General features: G+C 66.0%; 22 protein-coding genes. 9 read left to right on the top strand and 13 right to left on the bottom strand.

The window, feature by feature from the left end; translation table 11 throughout:
* The first annotated feature begins 52 nt into the window (after positions 1–52).
* Positions 53–1,081, top strand: a complete 1,029-nt coding sequence (locus ABZX86_RS26355; protein ID WP_355127334.1) for a GAF domain-containing protein — start codon at positions 53–55, stop codon at positions 1,079–1,081.
* Between the two features lie 11 nt (positions 1,082–1,092).
* Here the strand turns inward: ABZX86_RS26355 and ABZX86_RS26350 are convergent, their stop codons facing one another.
* The 3 genes from ABZX86_RS26350 to ABZX86_RS26340 form a co-directional block, all read right to left on the bottom strand.
* Positions 1,093–1,545, bottom strand: a complete 453-nt coding sequence (locus ABZX86_RS26350) for a flavodoxin domain-containing protein (RefSeq protein ID WP_355127333.1) — start codon at positions 1,543–1,545, stop codon at positions 1,093–1,095.
* Between the two features lie 83 nt (positions 1,546–1,628).
* Complete coding sequence (locus ABZX86_RS26345; protein WP_355127332.1) at positions 1,629–2,495, bottom strand: LLM class flavin-dependent oxidoreductase; 867 nt, start codon at positions 2,493–2,495, stop codon at positions 1,629–1,631.
* A gap of 15 nt (positions 2,496–2,510) precedes the next feature.
* A complete protein-coding gene (locus ABZX86_RS26340) occupies positions 2,511–3,530 on the bottom strand; it encodes an aldo/keto reductase (protein ID WP_355127331.1) in 1,020 nt (339 codons plus the stop codon).
* Between the two features lie 103 nt (positions 3,531–3,633).
* Between ABZX86_RS26340 and ABZX86_RS26335 the strand changes: the two genes are divergently transcribed.
* The gene (locus ABZX86_RS26335) at positions 3,634–4,221 is read left to right on the top strand and encodes a TetR/AcrR family transcriptional regulator (RefSeq protein ID WP_355127330.1); all 588 of its coding nucleotides are present in this window, start codon (positions 3,634–3,636) and stop codon (positions 4,219–4,221) included.
* A gap of 76 nt (positions 4,222–4,297) precedes the next feature.
* Here the strand turns inward: ABZX86_RS26335 and ABZX86_RS26330 are convergent, their stop codons facing one another.
* Positions 4,298–4,501, bottom strand: coding sequence for a cold-shock protein (locus tag ABZX86_RS26330; protein WP_355127329.1), 204 nt, complete (start codon positions 4,499–4,501; stop codon positions 4,298–4,300).
* Between the two features lie 180 nt (positions 4,502–4,681).
* Between ABZX86_RS26330 and ABZX86_RS26325 the strand changes: the two genes are divergently transcribed.
* Genes ABZX86_RS26325 through ABZX86_RS26315 form a run of 3 tightly spaced genes read left to right on the top strand, consistent with a single transcriptional unit; the run spans position 4,682 to position 6,584 of the window.
* Positions 4,682–5,134 carry a hypothetical protein gene (locus ABZX86_RS26325; RefSeq protein ID WP_355127328.1) on the top strand — a complete coding sequence of 151 codons (453 nt, stop codon included), beginning with the start codon at positions 4,682–4,684 and terminating at the stop codon, positions 5,132–5,134.
* 35 nt (positions 5,135–5,169) lie between these two features.
* Complete coding sequence (locus tag ABZX86_RS26320; RefSeq protein WP_355127327.1) at positions 5,170–6,195, top strand: ADP-ribosylglycohydrolase family protein; 1,026 nt, start codon at positions 5,170–5,172, stop codon at positions 6,193–6,195.
* A gap of 44 nt (positions 6,196–6,239) precedes the next feature.
* The gene (locus tag ABZX86_RS26315; RefSeq protein WP_355127326.1) at positions 6,240–6,584 is read left to right on the top strand and encodes a VOC family protein; all 345 of its coding nucleotides are present in this window, start codon (positions 6,240–6,242) and stop codon (positions 6,582–6,584) included.
* A 162-nt stretch (positions 6,585–6,746) separates the two neighbouring features.
* Here ABZX86_RS26315 and ABZX86_RS26310 read toward each other — a convergent pair whose 3' ends face one another.
* The 6 genes from ABZX86_RS26310 to ABZX86_RS26285 all read right to left on the bottom strand — a co-directional run bounded on the left by ABZX86_RS26310 (position 6,747) and on the right by ABZX86_RS26285 (position 15,611).
* Positions 6,747–8,579, bottom strand: a complete 1,833-nt coding sequence (locus tag ABZX86_RS26310) for an acyl-CoA dehydrogenase family protein (RefSeq protein ID WP_355127325.1) — start codon at positions 8,577–8,579, stop codon at positions 6,747–6,749.
* Positions 8,580–8,742: 163 nt separating this feature from the next.
* On the bottom strand, positions 8,743–10,125 hold the full coding sequence (locus ABZX86_RS26305) for a cytochrome P450 (RefSeq protein ID WP_355127324.1): 1,383 nt from the start codon (positions 10,123–10,125) through the stop codon (positions 8,743–8,745).
* A complete protein-coding gene (locus ABZX86_RS26300) occupies positions 10,044–11,225 on the bottom strand; it encodes a cytochrome P450 (RefSeq protein ID WP_355127323.1) in 1,182 nt (393 codons plus the stop codon). Before ABZX86_RS26300 ends, ABZX86_RS26305 begins: the two co-directional genes overlap by 82 nt.
* A 569-nt stretch (positions 11,226–11,794) precedes the next feature.
* A complete protein-coding gene (locus ABZX86_RS26295; RefSeq protein WP_355127322.1) occupies positions 11,795–12,988 on the bottom strand; it encodes a cytochrome P450 in 1,194 nt (397 codons plus the stop codon).
* Positions 12,985–14,271, bottom strand: a complete 1,287-nt coding sequence (locus ABZX86_RS26290; protein WP_355127321.1) for an FAD-dependent oxidoreductase — start codon at positions 14,269–14,271, stop codon at positions 12,985–12,987. Before ABZX86_RS26290 ends, ABZX86_RS26295 begins: the two co-directional genes overlap by 4 nt.
* 74 nt (positions 14,272–14,345) lie before the next feature.
* Complete coding sequence (locus tag ABZX86_RS26285) at positions 14,346–15,611, bottom strand: cytochrome P450 (protein WP_355127320.1); 1,266 nt, start codon at positions 15,609–15,611, stop codon at positions 14,346–14,348.
* 284 nt (positions 15,612–15,895) lie between these two features.
* On the opposite strand from ABZX86_RS26285, the gene ABZX86_RS26280 reads away from it, so the two are divergent.
* From ABZX86_RS26280 to ABZX86_RS26270, 3 genes are read left to right on the top strand one after another with little or no spacing between them, the layout of a single operon-like run.
* On the top strand, positions 15,896–17,104 hold the full coding sequence (locus tag ABZX86_RS26280; protein WP_355127319.1) for an MFS transporter: 1,209 nt from the start codon (positions 15,896–15,898) through the stop codon (positions 17,102–17,104).
* A gap of 55 nt (positions 17,105–17,159) precedes the next feature.
* On the top strand, positions 17,160–17,471 hold the full coding sequence (locus tag ABZX86_RS26275; RefSeq protein WP_355127318.1) for a GtrA family protein: 312 nt from the start codon (positions 17,160–17,162) through the stop codon (positions 17,469–17,471).
* Positions 17,456–17,638 carry a hypothetical protein gene (locus ABZX86_RS26270; protein ID WP_355127317.1) on the top strand — a complete coding sequence of 61 codons (183 nt, stop codon included), beginning with the start codon at positions 17,456–17,458 and terminating at the stop codon, positions 17,636–17,638. The genes ABZX86_RS26275 and ABZX86_RS26270 overlap by 16 nt, the downstream gene beginning before the upstream one ends.
* Here the strand turns inward: ABZX86_RS26270 and ABZX86_RS26265 are convergent, their stop codons facing one another.
* Entirely contained in the window at positions 17,639–18,937 is a 1,299-nt protein-coding gene (locus ABZX86_RS26265) for an alpha/beta hydrolase-fold protein (protein WP_355127692.1), read from the bottom strand. It abuts the gene before it with no gap.
* A 165-nt stretch (positions 18,938–19,102) separates the two neighbouring features.
* A complete protein-coding gene (locus tag ABZX86_RS26260) occupies positions 19,103–20,581 on the bottom strand; it encodes an SDR family oxidoreductase (protein ID WP_355127316.1) in 1,479 nt (492 codons plus the stop codon).
* 406 nt (positions 20,582–20,987) lie between these two features.
* Between ABZX86_RS26260 and ABZX86_RS26255 the strand changes: the two genes are divergently transcribed.
* On the top strand, positions 20,988–21,269 hold the full coding sequence (locus ABZX86_RS26255) for a hypothetical protein (RefSeq protein WP_355127315.1): 282 nt from the start codon (positions 20,988–20,990) through the stop codon (positions 21,267–21,269).
* Positions 21,270–21,328: 59 nt separating this feature from the next.
* Here ABZX86_RS26255 and ABZX86_RS26250 read toward each other — a convergent pair whose 3' ends face one another.
* Entirely contained in the window at positions 21,329–22,528 is a 1,200-nt protein-coding gene (locus tag ABZX86_RS26250) for an amidohydrolase family protein (RefSeq protein ID WP_355127314.1), read from the bottom strand.
* Positions 22,529–23,134: the final 606 nt, after the last annotated feature.

Below are 23,134 nucleotides of genomic sequence, written 5' to 3'. Positions count from 1 at the left end.
GACAAGTCGAACCTTTGGCGGCGCACTATTTCGTTCATCACATTTCCAAGGAATGCCCCGCCCGCATCCGGGTGCGACGATGCGTACGACGTCGTCGAAGGGGGCCGTGTTGGAAGTACGGGACAGTCGTAACTGGTTACTGATCGAGACGCTTTCCGAGGTGCCGACCGTGATTGCCGAGGGCGATCGCCAGCGGCAATTGCGCCCGCTCGGAAACGTGCTGCGCGGCAAGATCTTCGAATCGGTCAGCGAGGTTGTCGCCCAGGTGCGCAGCTCTCGTGAACCGCTCGTCCGGGACCTGTCCAGCACCGAGGCCGACGCCTGCCCGCTCATCGCGCATCCGCTCATCGCGCCCTGCGGTGAGGTGTTCGGTGTGCACGTCCACCTGGGCGAACCCGATATCGCGGCGCCGCACCCGCCGCGCGCCGCGGCCTGGACATGGCGGACGAATTCCATTGGCGCGCCGATGCGCACGCCTTTCACCAGTGACTTCCGGGATCTTTACGGCATTCTCGACGATCGGCCCGAGGATGCCGAATTCGGTCTGGCAGATCTGTATCGACGCATCCCGCGCATGTCCGACGTCGCCGTCGTCATGAACGGCGTCGATTCCGCCGTGGCCGGGGACGTCCGGTCCGGTCACCTGATCGCGCGTCATGACAGCGGCCGCCGGCGGCTGATCCGATACGTCCGCCGCAGCGTCTCGGGCCCGGACGGTGTGGTGCTGCGCGGAATCGATCACGATGTCACCGCGCCCGGTCAGGAACCGCTGCTGGAGATCGAAACCGCCGACGCCGATATCGCGCATCGGATCGCGCGCAGTTCCGGCTCCTATACGGCCCTGGTCGAAGTGCGTTCGGGCTGGGTGATCCGCTGGATCTCCGAACCCATCCCCGGCCTCACCCCCGAAGCCAGAGGTGGTGCGGCGCCGCTGCTTCCGAATGCCCCGACGCCGTCCGGCGAGGCGACCACCGTCATGGTGGGAAGTCCGCTGCGCAGATACTGCGTGCAGGCGCTCGAATGGATCCGTTTCGGCTCCTCGCAGGCGGCGCTGATGACCTTCACCGCGCTCGGCGATTGATTCGCCGCGGCTCAACCGGTCATGAGCGCCGGAATCGGCAGTGTCCCAGCCCATTCGCGCGCCATATCCTTCGGCCGCACCTCGGTCGAGGAGTCGTGGCGGGCATGCTCGCCGACCTGGATCGCGCCACGGGCGATGAGCTTCTCGGCGGCGATCTCCCCGCCCCGGTTGTAGGTGTCACCGTAGATGGTGTCGCCCAGCCCGAAAACGGCGAACCGCAGTCCGGCCAGATCCGGTTGTGCGGCATCCAGCAGAGCGAAGAAAGGCTCTGCGCCCGTAGGCAATTCACCATCGCCGTAGGTGGAGCAGACCACAATGTGAAAGTCGTCCGCGTCGAGGTCGCCGGGATCGAAGTCGAACATATCGAAAACCGATACGTCATAGGCGGACAGTTCGTCGGCGAGCGCCTCCGCCACCATTTCGGCGGTACCCAGTTCAGATCCGAACAGAACGACGACGCGCACGCCCAACTCCCTTCGATATATGTAAGCCTATCCTAACTTACGGTCATCGATTCTGGGTCTGCACCATCGCGGGGACTACGAACTCAGGTCGAGGGGATGATGAGTTCGTCGGCGACCCACCGCGCGACCTCGGCGGGGTAGGGCGTCGACAGTCCGAGGACGATGTGCCGGAAGCCCGCGTCGATCGCTGTGGCGATCGCCGCCCTGGTCGTGCCGGGCTCGTCATAGGAGACCGGCAGGTGGATGGACCGGGTGATCGACGCGGAATCGCGGCCGATCTCGGTGCAGTAGCGGTCGAGCAGCGCGCTGCGCTCGATGACATCGTCGATATCGCCGCCGGGGATATTCCAGACATCGGCGTGTTCGGCGACCACGCGGAGGACCGCGGTCGAGCGGCCGCCGATGACTATCGGCGGGTGCGGTCGCTGCACGGGTTTGGGGTTGCCGAAGGCGCCGGTGAGATGGATATGGGCGCCCTCGAAATCGAAGGGTTCGGTCTCGGTCCACAACCGCCGGATGACCGTGCACGCTTCGGCCAGGCTTTCCACGGCATGTTTGGCATTGTGATACGGCAGGCCGTGGGCGTCGTACTCGCGCCTGGCGAGTGGATGGCTGGGCCGGGAACCCGCACCGATGCCGAAGTCGAGCCGCCCGCCGGAGACGATATCGACGGTGGTGGCGATCTTGGCCAGTAGTGCGGGCGGCCGGAAGCGATTGCTGGTCACCAGCAGTCCGATGCGCAGGCGCTCGGTCTGTGCGGCGAGCGCGGACAGCAGTGTCCAGCCTTCGAAGATCGGCCCGTCCGGGTCGCCGCCGATCGGCATGAGGTGATCGAAGAGCCACGCGTGCTCGATCTCCGGGATGGCGTCCGCCTCGCGCCAGACCCGCAGGATGTCCTGGTAGTCGACTTGCATCGGGGCGGTGATGATTCCGAAACTGGTGTGGGACATGGGGGTTGATCCTCGTCAGCGGCGGCGCAGGGCCGGATCGAGCAGGGCGGGTGGGGTGTCGGACTTCTCGTCGGCGGCGAGATCGACGCCGGGGGCGACAATGGCATCGATCGCGTCGAGCACGTCGGCGGACAGCACGGTGTCCGCGGCGGCGAGCTGAGAATGCAGGTGGTCCATGGTGCGTGGGCCGATGATCGCGCTGGTCACGGCCGGATGCGCGGTGACGAATCCGAGTGCGAGCTGAATCATGCTCAGCCCGGCCCCCTCGGCGACAACGGCCAGCTTTTCGACGGCCTCGAGCTTGGCTCGATTGGCCGGTACGGCGGTGTCGAAGCGCTGCGGCATGAATGCCGAACGGCTGGTGGTGATTTCGCGGCCTTCGCGAATCGCGCCCGACAGCCACCCCGAGGCCAGCGGGCTCCAGACCAGCACGCCGAGTCCGTACTCCTGCGTCACCGGCAGGACGTGAGTTTCGATGCCGCGCTGCAGAATCGAATAGCCGGGCTGCTCGGTGACATAGCGGCTCAGATGATGCTCGCGGGCGGCCCACTGCGCCTGCACAATGCGGTACGCGGGAAAGGTCGAGGAGCCGAAGTAGCGAATCTTGCCCGCGCGCTGCAGATCCGTCAGCGCCGAGAGGGTTTCCTCATCGCTGGTGGCCGGGTCCCATCGGTGGATCTGGTAGAGATCGACATGGTCGACGCCCAGGCGCCGCAGGCTGTCGTCCAGCTCGGTGATCAGCCAGCGCCGCGAACTGCCCCGATGATTGCGTTCCTCGCTCATCGGCAGGTAGGCCTTGGTCGCCAGCACCAGATCGTCGCGGCGCCCGGCGATGGCCTTGCCGACCATCTCCTCGGACTCGCCCCGGCTGTACGCGTCGGCGGTATCGATGAAGTTGATCCCCGCCTCGAGAGCGCCGTCGACAATGGCCGTTGCCTCGTCCTGGGTGGTGCGCCCGATGCTGCCGAAGTTCATCGCGCCGAGCGCGAGGGTGCTGACCTGCACACCGGTGCGGCCCAAGGTGCGGTACTGCATGACGTCCTCCTGTGGCAAACTGGTCAAACGGAACGCTGTTCCGATAACCAACATACGGAACGTTGTTCCGTTTGCCAAGGGAAACGACGGAGGTGGCGGCACAGTGGCCGAAATCGACAGCGGATCAGGGTCGGCAGTACCGCGGAAGCGGGCCGACGCCCGGCGCAATGCGGAGACGCTGCTGGATGCGGCGGCCGCGGCGTTTGTCGCCTCCGGCGTCGATGTGCCCGTCCGCGATATCGCCGCCCGGGCCGGCGTCGGCGTCGGCACGATCTACCGCCACTTTCCGACCCGCGCCGATCTGATCGTCGCCGTCTACCGGCACCAGGTCGAGGCCTGCGCCGAGGCCGGTCCGGTTCTCTTGGCGGACAATGCTTCTCCGCATGCTGCGCTGGCGGCGTGGATCAACCTGTTCGTCGACTTCCTGGTGACCAAGCACGGCCTCGCCGGTGCCCTGCAGTCCGGCGATGCCGCCTTCGCGACCCTGCACGCGTATTTCCTCGACCGCCTCGTCCCGGTCTGCGCCCAATTGCTCGGCGCCGCAGGTGAAGCGGGGGAGATCCGGCGCGATATCGAAGCCGTCGAACTTATGCGCGGTGTCGGAAACCTCTGCATCGGCGCGGAGAACAACGCCCATTACAACGCCCGTCGCATGGTCGGACTTCTCATCGCGGGACTGCACGCTCAGTGAGCCGAGCGGGAAATGTGTGGCAACGCAAAAGCTCCGCACCGAAAACGGTGCGGAGCTTCTATCAAGTCGCGCTGAATCAGATGGCGCGGACGTCCTGGGCCTGCGGGCCCTTCTGGCCCTGCTCTACCGAGAACTCGACACGCTGACCCTCGTCGAGGGATTTGAAACCCGAGCCGCTGACGGCCGAGTAATGCACGAAGACGTCGGGGCCGCCTCCGTCTTGGGCGATGAAGCCGAAGCCTTTTTCACCGTTGAACCACTTCACACTGCCTTGAGCCATGCTGTTTACAACTTCTTCTCTGTAGTGAGCCGAGCAAATTTCTTGGTAATGCGCCCGTTCTCAACAGGCAACTATGCCACGTTTGCCGCCGCCGCGCTGAGACTGTGGGCCAACCGACAGTGCCGCCCGGTCTGCCCGCAGTCTGGATTCGCGATCTGAAACACGGAATATACTGGGCCCGTGTACATTCCGTGTTCGGTCTTCCGGCGCAGCCCTTTGGAACGCGCCGACGAACGCCTGGCCTGGGATCGTGCCGACCAATGGTTTTTCGCCGCCGGGGCCTGTCACATCTTGGCGTTCGCGTTTCTCGAGGAGAATCCGCACGGCTTCGCGGCGATGGGACTGTGGCCTCACGGCATAGCCGACCCTGGCCATGTGTACATCTCCGACGGCACCTGGGCTTTCGATCATTGCGGGTGGACGCTCGAAAGTGAGCTGATAGCGGTCTCGCGGGCAGCCGAACCCGCGATGGACTATCAATCGCAGCCGCTCGGCATGGAAATCGATGAGCTGTGCGCCCGGCACTGGTACCCCACGCGCGCAGAATTCGCGTTCGACCCCTGGTCGCGTGCGCACTCCTACATCAAGCAGTTCGCGTATCCGTGGCGATCCGAGCCCGGGACAACGCCATAGAAGATATCCACCCGGGCCAACTACGATCGGATGCGATGCATGTCGACTTGATGTTGGATTCGCTGGATGGACTGTCCGTCGGAGACGCGGTGGGTGCTGAGTTCCCCGTGGTGGGGCGCCCGGTCGCAGATCTTCACAGTGGTGATCTGCCGCCCGGGCGGTGGGAGTGGACCGATGACACCGAAATGGCGTGCACGGTGGTCGGTGAACTTCGCGAACACGGTGCGATAGACCAGGATCGGCTGGCCGCGGCCTTCGCCGCACGGTTCGACAAGCGCCGGGACTACGGCTTCATGACAGTGGACACGCTGGGCCGGATCCAGCGCGGCGTGCCCTGGCGGAAGGTGTCCGCGGCCGTGTTCGACGGCCAGGGTTCGTGCGGCAATGGTGCGGCGATGCGGGTCGCGCCCTTGGGCGCCTTCTATGCCGGCGATCCGGAAAAGGTTGTCGCCGAGGCGATCCGGTCGGCGCAGGTGACGCACCTGCATCGTGAAGGGGTGATCGGCGCCGTCGCGGTGGCGCTGGCGGCCGCCGGAGCCGCACAGGCCCGCCTCACCGGAATGCGGCCCGCACCACAGGAATTCATCACCACTGTGCTGGATCGACTCGACACCGGTGACACGACGCAGGTGATCGGGCGCGCCCGAGCGCTGCTCGGCGCCTCCGCCGAACAGGCCGCCGCCGAACTCGGTATCGGAGTCCGGGTCACCGCGCAGGACACGGTGCCGTTCGCGATCTGGGTCGCGGCAACGCATTTCGACGACTACCGCGCCGCGATCGCCACCTGTGTCGCGTCCGGCGGCGATACCGACACCACGAGTGCCATCGTCGGCGGAATCGTCGCCGCCCACACCGGCGGTGTGCCGCACACCTGGCTCACCGCACGCGAGCCATTGCCCAGCTGGCTCAACCAGGTTCGCCCGAACCGCGCAAGGCCGGAACGCCCGGCCGCCTCCGTCGCTGGTTGTCCGGCGGGGCATAGCGCCGCTGCTTTTGCCGCCGACGGCTCGACGGTCGATCGATCAGGAATCGAGAAGCCGCGGGCAGGGCCGCAGCCATAACGTTGGCAGCGACAAAGTTCGGAACTGTGCGAAGGAGTTTTCTGATGGCAAAGACACTGGACGCTATCCTGTACCCGGTGAGCGATATCGCGGCGGCGAAGGCTCAGTTCACGGCATTGCTCGGAGTCGAGCCCGCCATGGACCAGCCGTACTACGTGCACTTCGAGACGCCGGAGGGGCTGGCCGTGGGGTTGGTGCCGAACGGGCAGCAGCGGGGGATGACCGGGGCCACACCGTTCTGGACCGTCGATGACATCAACGGTCAGGTCAAGGCGCTGGTCGCGGCCGGCGGGACTGTCGCGGAGGACGTTCATGACGTCGGCGGCGGCAAGCTGGTTGCCATCGTCAATGATGCCCAGGGCAATGTCATCGGGCTCGCCGGAGCTTGATCGGCCGCGGTCGCGCGGTTCGCAACCCCGTTGCGAACCGCACCACTGTCACGGCCGGCAGGTGCCCGTCTGCTGCGGCGAGCCCGCAGTCCTGACGAGGTCAACGATGAACGGCTGCACTGTCATCGCTGGACTCGGCAGCGCCTGTCATATCCGCTGGAATTATTGGATCGGGTCGTCTGCGGCGAAGGTGGTGTCGTCCCAGTCGGCGTAGTTCAGCCAGGCCTGGATGTAGTCCGGGGAGAATATCGGGCCGGGTAGCTCTGGAATGTCGAAGGCGGTGACCATTGCCGGCAGGTGGGCGCTCAGCACCGTCTGGTGATGGTGTAGTTCGCCGGATACCTTGACTGCGAGGTCCGGTGTCATGCGCAGGTGCTCGGTGTACCACGCGCCGCGGTCGTAGATGTGTTGCAGCGAGTATGCCGCCGCCGCGGAAGCGGCCATTTCGCCGGCTGCGGGATCTTCGGTGCCGAGTGCGGCGATGAGCAGGGCGGTGGCTGCGAGGCGTTCGGCGGTTGCGGTGGCCAACTCGATGGCTCTCCAGTCCGCGCCCGGCCCGATGCCGGTCGATTCGTTTGTGCTGCTGCGCAGTTCAAGCGCCAGTGTGGTTTCCCGGTCGGCGAGCATCTCGATATACCAGGGCATCTGGGCCGGTGTGCCGGGTAGTCGCAGCGCGGGGAGGTTGATGATGGACTTACCTGCGGTGATCTGCATGATCTGGTTTTCGCCCTCGGCGGTGATGATGGCTTCGAGGTTGCCGATCCAGTCCACGAGGTAGTTGATGCGGAGTGCACCTTGGGCGGCGGCGCGTTGGCGGCACATCGTCAGCACCTGGCGAGCGGTGTTGGACAGCAACGGTTTTGCGAGCATCGACCAGATCGCCTGCTCGGGGTCCACGGTGGTGGATTCGGCGCGCATGTCACGGATCCGCCTGCCCAGCACGCTGGTGGCGTAGACGGCGGCAAGGGCGGACACCATGCCCAGCTGTACCGCACTCCGATCTGCCATCAGCGTTCCCGAGCCGGGACGGCGCTGGCGCGTGTAGTTGGCCAGCCCGGCCAGGGCGGCGCGGGCACTGGCGACGGCGGCATTGGCCAGATCGAGCCGGCCGTTGCCCAGCATGGTGATCGCGGTGTGAAATCGTCTGCGCGGCGGCAGTTCACACTCGAGCAGGCCCTCAGGGCTGAGGCGGGCCCAGTCGCCCCCCAGCAAGGCCTCGCGGGGGACCCACACGCGGCGGAATCTGATCATGGCGTGGTCCATCGGCGCGGACGCCTTGTCGGGCAATGCGACGACGTCGACACCGTCGGCGAGTCCGGTCGATGTGCGTAGTTTCAGCAGAAAGGGAAGTACGCCTTCGTCTTTGCCGTCGAGGAGGAGACGCGCAGTGACGACCACAGTCTTCGGGGCGCTGGCCTCGGCGACGTTCGGCATGAACTTGGTGGCCGCCGCCGAGGGGGTGGTGAGCCAGAATCCGCCTGTCTCGGCGTCCCATGTCGCGGTGGTCTGCTGGTCGGCGCCGTTGGTGCCGCCGAGTTCGGTCAGCATGAGCACGCCGAGTGCGGCGCCGGAGTCCAATTCGGCCAGGCATTCCCGCTGGTAGGGTGAGTCGTTGCCGAGGCCGAGGATCGCGCCGATGACGAGGTCGAAATGGCCTGTGAGGACCAGCAATAGCCGCGGTGCCGCGATCTGGGCCCAATCGCAGAGCGCACCTCGCAATTGGGTGTCGGCGGCGATCTCACGGGCGGGCCGGCCCAGTCCGGCGATCACCGCCCGCAACAGCTCGGGGGCGTCCTGGGTTTGCTGGGAATAGGTCGCCCCGGATCGTGGGGTGTCGGCGAGCTCGACGATGACATCGCGCACGGATCTGTGTAGTTCCCCGTACTCGCCGAAGATCACCTCCCGCAGGGCCCTCATGGTCGCAGCGCTGTCGGTGGGGCGGAACGGCGGTTCGTCGGCGGAGAATCCGTGGAGGAGAACGTCTGTAGTTGTCATTGCACTCACCCTGCTGTCGAGAACCCCGCACGCGGTCGCGCTATCGGTGGTCGCCCGACCGGCGTGCGGAGTGTGTACTGCCCTGGGCGGAGGGTCGGTCCGACCCGCTGCCCAGGTCGTTCATCTGAATCGAATGTCGGGGGTCATCTCATATGCGTTGTCCTTACCCATGATTCGGCGAAAACGGGGGAGGAGGTGTGATGCGCAGCGGGTTCGACGGCGGGAAGGTGACCGGCAGCGCTGTCAGTGCGCGGTGGAACGGGCCCGGCCGCCACTGCAGTTGCTCTGCGGGGACGGCCAATCGCAGCTCCGGGAGGATGTCCAGTAGTTGATCGATGGCTTCCTGCGCGATCAGCTGCGACGCTGTGCGTGCTTGCATGGGACAGGCGTGCGGTCCGGCGCCCCAGGCCAGATTCCAGCCGTTGCCGGCGAAGTGTCCGGTATTGATCTCCGGGCCGGTGTTGCATGCCGCCGTGCTGGTGATCACCGGCTGGTCGGCGGGCAGCCAGACGTTGTCGACCACAATGGGCTGGCGGGGGTAGACGATGCAGTAGTTCGCCAGCGGCGGGTCGGTAGCGAGAATTTCGTCGAGTGCGGATCCGGTCGGTGGGGCGAAACCGAGGTTTTCACCGTTCCACCGAGCGTCGGTCAGCATGAGCAGCAGGGTGCCGGCAATGAGGTTCTGTGGAATCTCGATGCCCGCGGAATAGCAGGTGACCAGCTGGTGGACCATTTCCGTATCGGTCAGCCCGACAGGATGCTGCACCAACCGCGTGGCGATGTCGTCGGCAGGCTGGGAGCGTTTGAGCACCGTGAGTTCACGCAGCGCCTTGTCGAGCATCATGTTGACGGTGTCGGTGTCGACGCCCTCGAACAGTGCGGCGCTGGCCTGGGCGACCTGCTGGCCGATATGCGGCGGGCAGCCGATCAGCTCGTTGAGCACCACGAAGACCAACGGCAGTATGTACTGGCCGATCAGGTCGGCAGACCCTGTCTCGCAGAAGGAATTGACGAGCGGGAGCGCGGCTCGCTCCACCGTGCTGCGGAGGGTATAGAGATTGACCCCGGCCAAAGCGTCGTTCGTCGCGGTGCGGTAGCGGGTGTGCTCAGCGCCGTTGCTGCGCAACGCGTTCGGCCGCCACTCGATCATCGGCATGATCGGCAGATCAGCAGGTACGGTCGCTTGCCAGCGGCGTGGATCGGCGGAAAAGCGGTGCGTGTCACCGAGGATCCGGACCGCGGTGTGATAGCCGATGACCAGGGTGGCCGGCACCCCCGCCCATATTTCGACCGGCACCAATGATCTGTAGCCCTCGCGCATCGCCCGGTAGAACCGGTGTGGGTCGGCCGCGAACTCTTGGGTGTAGATAGGAATTCGGGGCCCGACGGCTTCTATCGGCACCGGTGGGGTGGAGTGGGGCCGAGATTGCGTTTGCGCGGGTGGATGCACGGGGGTCGGTCTCCTTAGACGACGGGAAGTGGTGGAGCGGAAGCGAATGTGACCGGCAACGCCGTCAGCGCACGATGGAACGGATCCGGGCGCCACCGCAGCTGTGTCGCCGGAACCGACAGTGCGATGTCCGGAAGCGCGTCGAGCAATTGCTCGAGCGCGACCTCCACGATGACCGTGGCCGCTGCCTGGCCGGGGCACACGTGGGGCCCTCCACCCCAGGCCAGATGCGAACGGTTACCTTTGCGGTCACCGGCCACCGCGGGGTCGGTGTTGCACGCCGCCAAACTGACGATCACCGGTCGATGTTCCGGCAGCCAGACCTCGCCGACGATCTGCGGCTGCCGCGGATAGCTGATACACGCGTTCGCTACCGGTGGATCGGTGAACAGCACTTCATCGATCGCATCCCGGACCAGCAATCCGCCGCCCAGCAGGTCGCCGCCGAATCCGTCATCGGTCAGCATCGACAGCAGGGTGTTCGCGATCAAGTTCCAGGTGGGTTCCGCGCCCCGCAGGTACAGCATGACCAGCTGGTGCGCCATCTCCTCTTCCGACAGTTCGGCGGCACGCTGCAGCAGTCGTGACGCCACATCCGCGGCCGGAGTTATCCGCTTGCCCGCCAGCACTTTCCGCATCGCGACGACGAGCATCTCCTCGGCCCGGTCGGATGCGGAGATGTCGACCGCACCGCGCCGCAACATCATTGCCGCGTACGTTTCGTCCCCTGCTTCCGGCGAGAGGCCCAGCACAGCGTCGAATGCTTCGATCGTGAGTGGCAGGGCGTAATCGCTGAGCAGATCGGCGGCCCCCGCCTTGCAGATTTCGTTGATCAGCGAGACCGCGGTCCGTTCGACGGTGTGACGCAACGCGTATAGGTCGATGTGGTCGAGACTCGCTGTGATGGCGTTCCGGTACCGCGAGTGTTCCTCGCCCGCGGACCGTATCGCGTTGGGTCGCCACTGCATCATCGGCAATGCCGGACAACCGGCCGGGGTGGTGGACTGCCACAGCCTCGGATCCGCGGGGAAGTGCGCCGGATTACCGAAGATGTGGCGCGCCGCGTGGTACCCGGTCACCAGGGTCGCGGGCACGCCGGAGGCCACCTCGACAGGCGCCAATTCACCATGAATACGGCGCATTTCCGCATATGCGCTGTGCGGATCATCGGTGAACTTCGGCGAATACAGCCTCACCGGCAAACATCCTCGGCATCAGTCGAGAAGAGCGGGCTGGTAACCGGCGCCGGGCATAGTGACATGGTCAAAGCAGGGCTCCTGTCAGCAAATGCGAAAGAAGAGCATTCCAAATAGGCGAGAGGTTCGCGTGCTCGAATGCGACCGCAGGCTATGACCGATTACAGATCGGCGACCCGCTGGTCGGAGCGCAGGTTGGTGTCGGTCATCGTATGTATCTGCCGAGGTGATGCGAGAGATAGGGAACCTTGCGAACTATGCGTCCAGAGAGCTCGGGTCATGTTCCACTCCCTTGTTCGCTCGGCTTGTGTTCGGCGTGACTCTCGCTAACCCGCACCCGCAGTTACATCAAAAGGGTTCGGCCACAGCAAGTCTCGGGTTAGCCACATGATCATACCCACTCACGGCAATACCCGCTGCCTGAACGAGAGGGACAGCAACGTCTCCGCAGACCGCCGGGTATGCGATCTTGCCCAGCGGCGATGGGTCGGCGAGATCGTACTGTGGTTGCCAGGCAGAGGAATTCGCTGATCTCGCGGCCGGTTGCCGTAGTTGCGAGGGAGATTTGTTCAGCGGGGAATGCGGACCGGTAGTGATTGCGGGCCGCGCATCGATACGGATTCGCGGTATGGGGGAGTCGGGTTGAGGAGGGTGAAATCCGGTGTGCGGCGCATGAGTTCGGTGAACAGGACCTCGGCTTGGAGCCTGGCCAGGGGAGCGCCGATGCAGAAGTGGGGGCTGTGGCTGAAGGCCAGGTGGCGTGATGTCTGTCGGCCAGGCGTGAATCGTGTGATGTCGAGTGAGTCGGGATCGGTGAATGCGGCCGGGTCGCGGTGCGCCGAACCGGCGAGAAGTATGAATCCTGTTCCCCGGGGCAGGGTTCGGCCGTCGAGTTCGATGTCCTGCATGGCGACGCGGGTCGGGAATGGGACGGGGGTGTCGAGGCGGAGGAACTCTTCCACGGCGAACCGGCTCGAATCCGGGTCGGCGCGCAGGATTTCGCGCTGCTGCGGGTTGCGCGCCAGGGCGAGCAGACCGGTGGCGATCAGGTTCATCGTGGTTTCGTGACCGGCGATGAGCAGGAGCACGGCGACGTCGACGAGTTCCTTTATCTCCAAGGGTGTTTCCGTCGCGAGAGTGGAGAGCAGGTCCGTGCCGGGGTCGGCACGCCGGCGCGCGATGAGATCGGTGAAGTACTCGGCGAAGGCCAGCACGGCGGTGGCCCGGGCCTGTTTGTCGTTGTCGGACAACAGCGCATCCGGATCCAAGCCGCGGCTGATCGCCGATGCCCAGATCCCGAATGTCGCGTGGTCGGACCGGGGGATCCCGAGAATGGTGCAGATCGTGGTCAGCGGCAGCAGGTAGGCGATGTCCGCGACGAAGTCGATCTCGCCCGCGGCCACCGCGGCGTCGAGCAGTGTGATCGCCGTCTGCGTGATCTGATCCCGCAACCGGGCGATCGCGCGGGAAGTGAAGGCCGGAGCCACCATTGCGCGTAATCGAGTGTGATCGGGCGGGTCCATCAGCAGAAACGAACCGGGAAGGTTCCGTGGATCGACACCGGGGCGGAACGGATTGATCCCGGAGAAGTAGCCGTGCCCGAAGGCCGGATCGGCGAAGATCGCACTGCAATCGGCATAGTGCGGGACCAGATAGATCCCGGGCCGGTACTCGTGCAGCCGGCCCGCCTCCCGCAGTATGCGGTAGGACGGTGACGGATCGGCCCGGAACTCGGGGGCGAACGGGTCGGATACGACGGTCATCGGGCACTCCGTTCCTGGGAGCTCGTACGCAGTACCCGCAGAACGATCGCGGGAGCGAGCAGTGAACTCGGCGGGGCGGTCAGGTTCGAGGCGCGCATGAAGGCGCGGGCCACCTCGGCGTCGTGGTGGGCGGCCATCGGGATTCTCGAGGTGTAGAGGCTCAGGATCCTGCTGCGCAGCGAGCGCGGTCCTGCGACGCCGGGGAACCGCAGGTCCGCCTGCGTGGACATCTGCCACGCGATATCGATGGGCACGGCGGCACGCTGATAGAACTGTGCCGGAACGGGATCGGGCAGGCAGGACCGCAGAGCGAGCGCCTGCTGTGCGGCCACCGTCATACCCTGCGCGTACAGCGGATTGAAACTGCTCATCGCGTCGCCCAGCACGAGAAACCCGCGGGGCGCCGCGGAAATCCGGTCGTAGCGGCGGCGCAGCGAGCCGCGAAAGCGGTGCGGCACAGGGGCGTCCAGTGGTTCGGCCGACCGCACGATCTCGTACAGATCGGGCACCGGCAGCGTCGCGGCGAACTGCTCGAACTCCATCGGATCGGTCGGCGGGTGGTCACCGAGCATTCCGCTCAGCGTCACATGCCAGCGGTCGCCCTCCAACGTGATCGCGGACCCGCCGTGGAATCCCGGCGTGGTCGAAACCACTGCGGCCAGATCACCATTCAGGTGATCGGGCTTGCGGCGGAACATGCGCGACGTGTAGCCGAGATCGACGTCGATGCGTTCCTCTGCGGGGCGCTGATAACCGAGGGCGGCGAGCCAATCCGCGGCCCGCGAACCGCGCCCGGTGGCGTCCACCACCAGATCGGCCGGAACTTCCGTACCGTCGGACAGGCGGACGCCGGTGATCGTCCGGCCGCCGAGCAGTCCCGCCGCCGTCCGCCGCTGCCACAGCTGCACACCGGGCATGGCAAGCACCCGGGTGAGGATCGCGTCCTCGAGCATCGGACGGCTGGCGAGTAGAGCCGTCAGCCCGGTATCGGTCGGGTGCACGCGCAATCCCGCTATGTACCAGCGAGATCCGCGCAGTACGTCGGTGGTCGGCGCACCCGCGGCGGCGAGCTCCGCGGTGAGCCCGGGGAACAGCTCCTCCATGATCTGCCGGCCGCGATCCATCAGGCCGTGCACATGCCGGGCCTGTGGCACGCCCCGGCGCGGCATCGCACCCTCGAGCCTGTCCCGTTCGATGATGAGCACGCGGTCGAAGGCCTCCGCGAGCACCCGGGCGGAGAACAGCCCGGCGATGCCCGCACCGAGTACCACAGCCTGACGCATGGATCGCACCTTTCCGATAGTCTGCCGTCGTCAGTTCCCGTGCCGCTGTGCGGCTTTCACTTCGGTCACCACGGTCATGGGCGACCTTCGCGGAACCGGACCTGGAGCTCCGCGATCCCGCGAATGAGCACATTGGGCCGGTAGGGCGGATTGTCGTCGAGCAGTTCCATCGACCCGACCCGCGCGAGAATGGCCTCGAGCAGCACTTCCATTTCGAGAGTCGCCAGCGGTGCGCCCAGGCAGTAGTGGTGGCCGAGGCTGAAGGCCAGATGCTTGGTCACCGGTGCGTGCCCGTCGAACCGGGTGATATCGAACGTGTCCGGATCGGCGAACGCCCGGGGATCGCGATTCGCGCACGCCAGCAGGGTGACCACGCCGTCGCCAGGTTCGAAGACCTGGCCGCCGAGGGTGGTGCGCACCTTCGCGGAGCGGGAATTGAGGTGTGCGGGACCGTCATAGCGCAGCAGTTCGTCGATGGCCGGGCGGAGCAGTTCGGGCCGGGACCGCAGCAGCGCCAGCTGCTCGGGATGGCGCAGGAAGGCGAGCAGGCCGTTGCCGACCAGGTTCACCGTGGTCTCGTGGCCGGCGACGATCAGGAAGATGATGGTGCCGAGCATCTCCTCCTCGGTGAGCCGGTCACCCTGCTCCTCGACGGTTGCCAGTCCGCTGATCAGATCCTCGCCGGGATCGGCGCGGCGTTCGGCGATGAGCGCGCGCAGGTACGCCAGGAACTTCGGAGTCGCCTCGGCGCGAGCGTCTTTGGCCTCCTGCGGCAGCAGGTGATCGGGATCCAGACCCCAGGACAGGATCTGCGACCACTCCTGGATGCGGTCGTGATCGACGGCCGGGACGCCGAGGATCTCACAGATCACGGTCAGCGGCAGCGGGTAGGCGATACCGGTGATCGCGTCGAATTCGTCTGCGGCCAAGGCGGTATCGAGCAATTCGTCGACGATCTCCTCGATCCGCGGCCGGATCGCCATGATCCGGCGCGGGGTGAACGCCTTCGAGACCAGGCCGCGCAGCCGGGTGTGGTCCGGCGGCTCCATCCACATGAACACAGGCGGGAAGACTTCCTCCTGGCCGGAGTGCAGGTGCTGGACCTCCTGGTCGTGGCCCCACTCGGAACTGGTGAGCACCGTGGCGATCTCGTCGTGGCGGGTGAGCAGGCTCAGCCCCAGCGGTGACCGGTGCACCGGACCCAGGTCCTGTAGTTGCCGATAGAAGGGGAACGGATTGTGCCGATTCGCCGGGTTGAATATCTGCAGCATCAATTGCAATTCCACCGACAGTTCACCCGGTGCTGGAGTGTGCTGCGTCGGCGTGCTGGCCAGGCTCATGGCTGAGTTCCTTCACAGGAGGGAGCTGATCGCTGTGTGAGCTATCTAGTCCGAGCAAGCATGCGGGCATTTTCCGGATTCGCCCGGTGGTGATTCGTTGTTTGATTCGGTCGATGGATAAACCGGCAGCGTCTCGAATTCTCCAGGTGGCCGCTGCAGCTGAGGAGCCCCAGGCGCCGCCGGATCGGCGATTGCGGAAAGCGCCTGAGCGATAGGAGATTCCGAGGGCGGCGCTGCCCGGCGCAACAGAGTTGAAGACTGGGGGCCATGGTGGCTGGGGCGCAATGGGAATGACGACAGAGCAGGGCACAAGGTCCGGGCAGCATTACTTGTCGCTGGTCGACCTGCTGATTCTGGCCGTCGGGACATTCACGCTGGGGGTGGACGGTTATGTCATGTCCGGCCTACTGCCGGAGGTGTCGGCCGATCTTCACGTATCGGTCAGCACGGCCGGTCAGCTGACCTCGCTGTTCGCCATCGTGTATGCGGTCGGCTCGCCGATTATCGCCGCGCTCACGGGCAATTGGGACCGCCGGGTGCTGCTCGCGGGCGGGATGGCGGTGTTCATTTCCGGCATGATTCTGCAAGCCACCGGATCGAATTTTCCGACGGTGGCCGGGGGTCGTGTGGTGGCCGCGCTGGGTGCGGCGGCGTATCAGTCGAACGCGTTCAGCACGGCCGGACTGCTCAGCGATGATGCGCATCGCGCACGGTCGCTGGCCGTTGTCGCGGGTGGTGGGTCGCTGGCACTGGTGGCGGGGCTGCCGTTCGGGATCCTGGTCGGCCAAGCCTGGGGCTGGCGCAGTGCGATGTGGATTCTGGTGGTGCCGGCCGTGATCTCCTGCGTCTCGGTGGCGTTCCTTCCCGCCGCGCATGCGCCGAGTCTCGGATTGCGCGGCCGGCTGCGGGTGCTCACCGATACCCGTGTGCGCGGCATTCTGGTCGGTACGGCAACGGTGATGGTTCCCGCCTTCCTCATCGTGAGTTTTCTGCCGACCGTCCTGCATATCTCCGGCACGCTCGTGGTCGTAGCGATGTTCGGTTTCGGATGCGGGCAGGTGCTCGGCACCGCGGCCGTTCCACGATTGATCCGGTGGCGAGGTTCGCCCTTCGTACTCGTTCTCGGTGGCTGCGTTGTCACCGTTTTCGCGGTGATATTGACCCTGACGCGCACATTCGAAGTCGGTGCGGTGGTCACGATGTTCGGGCTCGGCGCCGGCGCCGGTATCTCGCTCGTGCCCCAGCAACACCGGTTGTTCGCCCTCGTCCCCGCCTTCGCCCCGATTGCCATGGGCCTGAACGGATCTGCGATCTACTTTGCCGCGGCGGTCGGCGCCGCGCTCGGTGGTGGCGTCCTGGCGGTCGGCGGGGCATCGGCCCTCGCCCCGACCGCGGCCCTGCTCGGGGTGATCGCCATAACGGCGGGGACGGTCCTGCGCCCCGAGAACCACAGCAAGCGGAAAGCCGAGGCGGCCGCATCCCACAGGGTGTAGACGAAGTTGGCCGCGTGCTCATCTGCGCGCCACCTGGTGATGGCAGCGTGGTCGGGTGCGAATAGCGACAGACTCCGGGCCCGCCCGCTCGCGGTCGATTCGTTCGTTTCACCGGTTGTGCGAACGCGTCGTCGAGTGGCTGCCGTTCGGGCTCGATCGTGCCGTGGCCCCGACATTCGTGGGGTATGTGCTGGTCAGCGGGTGTACCTTCACCGCCGACCTGCTCATCCTCACCGCCCTGCACGGCGGCCTGGGTGTGCCGCTGCCGATCGCGGTCACCGCCGCCTATGTTGCGGCATTCGCCCTGAGCTACCTGCTCAATCGGACCCTGAACTTCGCCTCGCACGCTGCGTGGGTCCGCAGATAGCCATCTACATCGGGGTGGTGACGGTGAACTATCTGGTCTTCATACTCGGCGTGACCAGCGGTCTGGCCGGACTCGGTCTCGAATACCACCTGGCGCGGATCCTCGGCGGGCTCGGTGAGGCGCTCTTCATGTACACCTCGATGCGCTGGCTCGTTTTCCGGCGCTGACTAGGGCACCAGACCGAGACGCGTAGCCAGCCAAGACAATTCGCGGTGCAGCGCCGCGGACCATACGTGCCAATCGTGACCGCCGGGGAGTTCGGTGTAGTGCGTGTCCATTCCGGCGGAACGGGTGGCCTGCAGCAGAGTGCGCGCGCCGCTGAGGCCGTCGCGGTCGCGGTCCCCGACAACGAAAGCGCCTGCGCTGCCGGGGTATCGGGAGGTCTGGAGCAGGCGGGTGGGATTGACCTGCTGGTAGTCGTGTTCATTCCCCGCGAAGGCCGCGACGATGGTCTCGTACCTACTGCCGAGTCGCGGTTCGGGGTCGGCGGAGAATGCCAGGAAGGTGGGATACACGGTGGGGTAGTTGGTGGCGAGCTGCACCGCACAGGTACCGCCGTAGGACAGCCCGCCGATGGCCCAGGCGCTGGCGTGCTCGTCGACGGTGAGGTGGGCCCTGATCCACGCCGGGACGTCCGCGGTGAGGTAGGTGGCGGCGTTGGCGAGCCGGGAGTCCAGGCAGAGCGGGTTCGCGAACGGGCCACCGGTCCCGTCGGCGACAACGGTGATCGGGGCGAGGCCGCCGTGCGTGGCAGCGAACGAGTCCATGGTGTGAACGAGACCGCCTGCGGTGAGCCAGTCCTGCGGTGCACCGGGTTGACCGGCGAGCAGGACCAGCACCGGCAGCCGAGGTCGTGGCGTGGCGAAATAGGCTGGCGGAAGGTAGATCTCGGCATCGCGGGCCGTGAATCCGGAACGCGTGGCAGGGATGCGCACGGAGGTGAGACGGCCCTGAACCGGCAGGACCGAGGTCGGTGTCCACGACGCGGACACCGGATGGTTGTCGGGGGCAAGCGCTTCGGTGGCCGCCAGGGCAGGGAACGGGATCTTGGTGGAGGTCTCCTGGCCGAGAGCATCGGCCAGTGTCGGATAGGCCCCGAAGTAGAGATTGATTTCGTTGGTATCGGCGGCCACGACGATCATGGCGGCCACCATGATTCGGATCAGATAGGGCACGCTGCGCCGGCCGATTGCCAGGTTCGCGATGAGGGCGAGCGCGAACACCGCCAGCGCGACCGCGGCGAAAATCGGCGGCTCGAGGGAGTCGGGAAACAGGCGCCACACATTCCGCACCAGGTGCGCCCCGAGTTCGGTCGCGGCGACGGCGGCAATCGCGCACACGAGGATCGCGGGCGCGGGCCGATACCCCTTGTGCCTGCCTGTGTGCAGGAGCAGCCAAGCCAGCGCGGCCACCCCGCACCACCGCAGCACGGTGGGAAACGCCCCGGACAGCAGGGCAGCGTGCATCAGAATCACGGCTCACCGTGGACCGCGATCCGGAAGGCAAGACAGCCGGAAGTCGTGCTCGACGACAACATCCGGTGAAATGTCACCGCATGGTCGGACTCCGCATCGGAAGGACGGGCCGACCTCACCGGCGTGGGGTTGGTGCCGAACGGGGGCCGCTGTTTCTCACGAGTGGCTTCGGCGGCCAGCAATATTCGCCTCGGCGGTGCCGGTGATGTTGCGGATCATGCCGCCGAATACCACTCCGTGAAATGGTGCGATTGCTTTCCAGTACGCGTGTCCGGTCAGGCCGTGGGGTTCGAAGATCGCGCGTTGCCGATACAGTGTGCCGCCATCGGGTTGAGGTATTGCTGATAGTTCGAGCCAGGCATCGCCGGGGACTCGCATTTCGGCGCGCAGCCGCAGGAGTCGTGGGCGGTCGAGGTATTCCACGCGCCACCAGTCGAGGGCTTCGCCGGTGTGGAGTCGGTATGGGTCGCGCCGCCCTCGGCGCAGTCCTGCGCCGCCGGCGAGTTTGTCGATCCAGCCGCGGATCGACCAGGCCAGGGGGAAGGAGTACCAGCCGTGTTCGCCGCCGATGGATTCGATGACCTTCCACACGGTGTCGGGGTCAGCGGTGGTGTGGCGTTCGCGCAGATCCTGATAGAGGGAGCCGCCGGACCATTCCGGGTCGCTGGGTAGCGGGTCCGAGGGTGCCCCCGGGGTGTCGGCGTCGGACCAGCGGGTCGAGACGTCGGAACTTCGGATTCGGGTCAGCGCGAGCTGTACTGCGTGTTCGAAGCCGATCAAGCCGTCCGGTGGGTCGGGAATGTGCTCGGCGATGTCGTGTTCGTGGCAGATCACCTCGTGAATCAGTGATTCCACCAGCGGTACGGCGATGGCGCGCGGAACCGGGGTCACCAGGTTCACCCACTGTGCCGATAACCATGGCGTCAGGATCGGTACCGGCACGACGGCGCGGCGCGGCAGTTCGGCGATCGCGGCGTATCTGCGCAACATGTCGAGGTAGGTCAGCACATCGGGCCCGCCGATATCGAAGGGCCGATTCACCTCCGGCGGCAGTGTGGTGGCCCGGGTGAGGTAGTAGAGCACGTCGCGAATGGCGATCGGCTGGATACGGTTGTGCACCCAGCGCGGGGTGATCATCGCGGGCAGTCGTTCGGACAGGTAGCGCAGCATTTCGAAACTGGCGGAACCGGATCCGATGATCACCGCCGCCCGGAACTCGGCCGTGGGAACACCGGAGGCGAGCAGGATTTCGCCCACTTCCGCCCGTGAGGACAGGTGCGCTGACAGCTTCTCGCTGTCGGGCTTGATACCACCGAGGTAGACGATCCGGGACAGCTGCGCCGCGGCGGCGGCCTGCGCGACTGTTGTTGCCGCGCGCCGATCGAGGTCGACGAAGTCGCGCCGGGTCAGGGAATGGACGAGGTAGTAGAGGACATCGCTGTCTGCCAGTGCGGTAGCGACCGCATCGGGGTCGGTGACATCACCGGTGATGATGTCGACGCTGTCACGCCACGGCACCTCCGCGAGCTTGCCGGGGTTGCGGGCCAGCACCCGCACGGTGTGGCCCATGTCCACCAATTCCGGCACGAGCCGGCCGCCGATGTATCCGGTTGCGCCGAACACGACACACCGCATATACAGCCTCCATGACTTCGGCCGGCGAACTGTGCCTCGGCGACCGCCGGGCCGGCGAGTCCGGCGGTCGCGGAACAACCTCCGAATCGATCGGTCACGCCCGACGGCCGGGCGCACAGGATCCACCGTACAGCTACCAACTGGCTAATGTAACGGTGCTGGTCCTACGTGCCGGGACATGGGATGCGGACCACTAGCGTTTGCAAACAATAGCCGCAATCAACAAGGTGAATCGAAACCGAAAGGAAATACCGACAGGTCGATATGGCCTATCGGAAATGCCTCTGCTGCAGGCAATTTGCCGGAAGTTCCGGAGTCATACAGATCGCCCAATCGCGGTGTTTTCTCCTATGCGCCCGCGTACACTTCATCGCGAAAATCCGCTTTATATCAGGGAGAACGATTCATGGCCACGCTCGATTGGACGACGACATTGACTACAGGCGCAGGTGGAATTCTGACCGTCGAAGCCGGTGTCATAGCGGGTGAGGTTACGTTGCAGACATTCTGGTCCGATTCCGATAACAAGGCATTGGTGACAGTGCGGGACAATCAGATACGCGAGTGGTACACCATGTCGGGCAGCCCGGTCGATGCGAAGTCCGAAGAAGTCGGCAAGGCAGTTCACGAGGCTGCCGTCCATGCCGCGCGGCAGGGCGGCGCCGCCGCGGTCGCGCCTACTGGTTAGCGGGCGACGATCGAGCCGCCCGCATCGCCCAATCGCGGACGCTTGCTGGGCGCTCCTGGTCAGACGCGGTGTCCGATCTCGTTGTCGCGCAGGGCCCGAGAGCGGTACAGGTGTCCTGCGGTCATGACCATGATCGGTGTGGCGAGGGAATGCAGGTGCTGGGTCGGGTTGCCGTGGACGGCGAGAATATCGGCGGACAGCCCGGTGGAGAGTGTGCCGGTGAGATGGCTGATTCCGAGTGCGTCGGCGGCGCGACGGGTGGCGAGTTCGATGATGCTCGCCGGGGTGAGGCCGAGATCGATGTAGGCGCTCAGTGCGTGCCCGAATCGGTCGTGCGGAGTGAGCGTGATTCCGGAGTCGGTTCCGGGTAGCAGATGCACGCCCGCGGCGAGCATGTCACGCAGGTGCTCGCGCCGGTGTCGCCATGGCAGCCGGCCGGAGGCGGCGCGAGAATGATGATTGATAATGGGGCACACCGGGATTCGGCGTGCCGCGATTTCCCGGATCAGCCCCGGATCGACGTCGAACCCGCCGGGAGCCATCCAAGTGCAGTACTCGATACTGTGGACGCCCGCCTCGACGGCCTGGCGAATTCCGGTGGTGCCGTGTGCCTGCGCGGCGACCGGCAGCCCGTGCCGGTGTGCGATGGTGACAATCGCGGCCAGCATTGTGTCGCTGAACTGCGGCTTATAGGGTGAGCGGCGGCCGCCGCCGTTCAAGCCTCCGGTGACCACCGTCGTGATCCATGCGGCGCCGCGGCGCGCGTTTTCCGCGATGACCTGTTCGACGTCGGCGATGGTGGTCACAGCACCGCCCAGGCTGTCGGCGTGTCCGCCCGGCACTGTGAGAGGGATCGTGGCGGGCAGCACCCGAGGCCCGGGCTGCACCGGCAGTGTGTCGGCGTCGATGTATCGGGGCGCGCCCATATCTCGGACCGTGGTGACTCCCGAACTCGTCAATGCGGTTGCCGCAGTGCGAATCTTGTCGGACACGGCGCCGCGGGCGAGGTCGTCGCGCGCGTCCGGCGGCTGGGAGGTGCAGTCGAACGCCAGATGAACGTGGGCGTCGATGAGCCCCGGTAGCAGTGTGGCGTTCGTGAGCGCCAATCGGTTGGCGGCTCGGCCGCTCCACTGCGGCGGGAGATCACGGGTGGGGCCCACCCAGGCGATCGAGGTGCCGTCGACCACGACACTGCCGGGTGTGTGGGCGGTGCCGTGGCCGGTGAGCACCCGCGCGGCGTCGATGATTCGCAGGGTCACCGCTGCCGCCCCATACCGTGGTGCATCGGATCGTCGACTGTGCGGCGATTCCAGGCCGCCTGGTTGGTGCGCATCGGCGCGTCTCCTTGTGTGGGTAGGAAAGAGCTTCGACGGGACTCCGGACGCAGCGACCTGCCGGTCGGCTGTGGCAATTGCGGCGCTGGCCCTCGATGAGTTTCGTGCTGCTGCCCGGTCCGGTTGGGTCATCCGGCTGATCACGCTGCCCGGGCCGGGCGCACCCGCTGGCAGGCCCGCACAACGTAAAGCCGTAGCAACGCTGACCGCACTGGGCGAGCACAGGCTGGCGCGGAGACTCTGTATGACCGTGCACGGCCGAGCGGGTACTGGTTCGCGTACGCACGGGTACGTCGATGGCGTGGGTGACGTTCGGCAACCTTCGGGATACGGTTGCCACGCACGTCGCGGGCAGGATAGGGGACGCTCGTCGTGCTAGTGCGCAGTTGGGTCATTCGGAGGGCGCTGGGGCGGCGACGGGGAGCTATATCGACCCGAACAGGTACATCCATCCGGTCGTCGACAATGCCGACGCGCTGGAGGACCTGAAGCCGTCCAAAGTTGGAGCAAAGTTGGACCAGAGCCTGCGGT

The organism is Nocardia sp. NPDC006630, assembly GCF_040611495.1.
In the GTDB taxonomy this organism is placed as follows: domain Bacteria; phylum Actinomycetota; class Actinomycetes; order Mycobacteriales; family Mycobacteriaceae; genus Nocardia.
This window is presented reverse-complemented; position numbering and strand designations above follow the sequence as displayed.

Coding starts and splice junctions, on each gene's coding strand:
- ABZX86_RS26310 (WP_355127325.1), bottom strand. CDS start 8,579: ATGACAACTACAGACGTTCTCCTCCACGGATTCTCCGCCGACGAACCG.
- ABZX86_RS26330 (WP_355127329.1), bottom strand. CDS start 4,501: ATGGCTCAAGGCAGTGTGAAGTGGTTCAACGGTGAAAAAGGCTTCGGC.
- ABZX86_RS26285 (WP_355127320.1), bottom strand. CDS start 15,611: ATGAGCCTGGCCAGCACGCCGACGCAGCACACTCCAGCACCGGGTGAA.
- ABZX86_RS26320 (WP_355127327.1), top strand. CDS start 5,170: ATGCATGTCGACTTGATGTTGGATTCGCTGGATGGACTGTCCGTCGGA.
- ABZX86_RS26260 (WP_355127316.1), bottom strand. CDS start 20,581: ATGCGGTGTGTCGTGTTCGGCGCAACCGGATACATCGGCGGCCGGCTC.
- ABZX86_RS26355 (WP_355127334.1), top strand. CDS start 53: ATGCCCCGCCCGCATCCGGGTGCGACGATGCGTACGACGTCGTCGAAG.
- ABZX86_RS26280 (WP_355127319.1), top strand. CDS start 15,896: ATGGGAATGACGACAGAGCAGGGCACAAGGTCCGGGCAGCATTACTTG.
- ABZX86_RS26255 (WP_355127315.1), top strand. CDS start 20,988: ATGGCCACGCTCGATTGGACGACGACATTGACTACAGGCGCAGGTGGA.
- ABZX86_RS26345 (WP_355127332.1), bottom strand. CDS start 2,495: ATGTCCCACACCAGTTTCGGAATCATCACCGCCCCGATGCAAGTCGAC.
- ABZX86_RS26295 (WP_355127322.1), bottom strand. CDS start 12,988: ATGACCGTCGTATCCGACCCGTTCGCCCCCGAGTTCCGGGCCGATCCG.
- ABZX86_RS26265 (WP_355127692.1), bottom strand. CDS start 18,937: ATGCACGCTGCCCTGCTGTCCGGGGCGTTTCCCACCGTGCTGCGGTGG.
- ABZX86_RS26340 (WP_355127331.1), bottom strand. CDS start 3,530: ATGCAGTACCGCACCTTGGGCCGCACCGGTGTGCAGGTCAGCACCCTC.
- ABZX86_RS26290 (WP_355127321.1), bottom strand. CDS start 14,271: ATGCGTCAGGCTGTGGTACTCGGTGCGGGCATCGCCGGGCTGTTCTCC.
- ABZX86_RS26315 (WP_355127326.1), top strand. CDS start 6,240: ATGGCAAAGACACTGGACGCTATCCTGTACCCGGTGAGCGATATCGCG.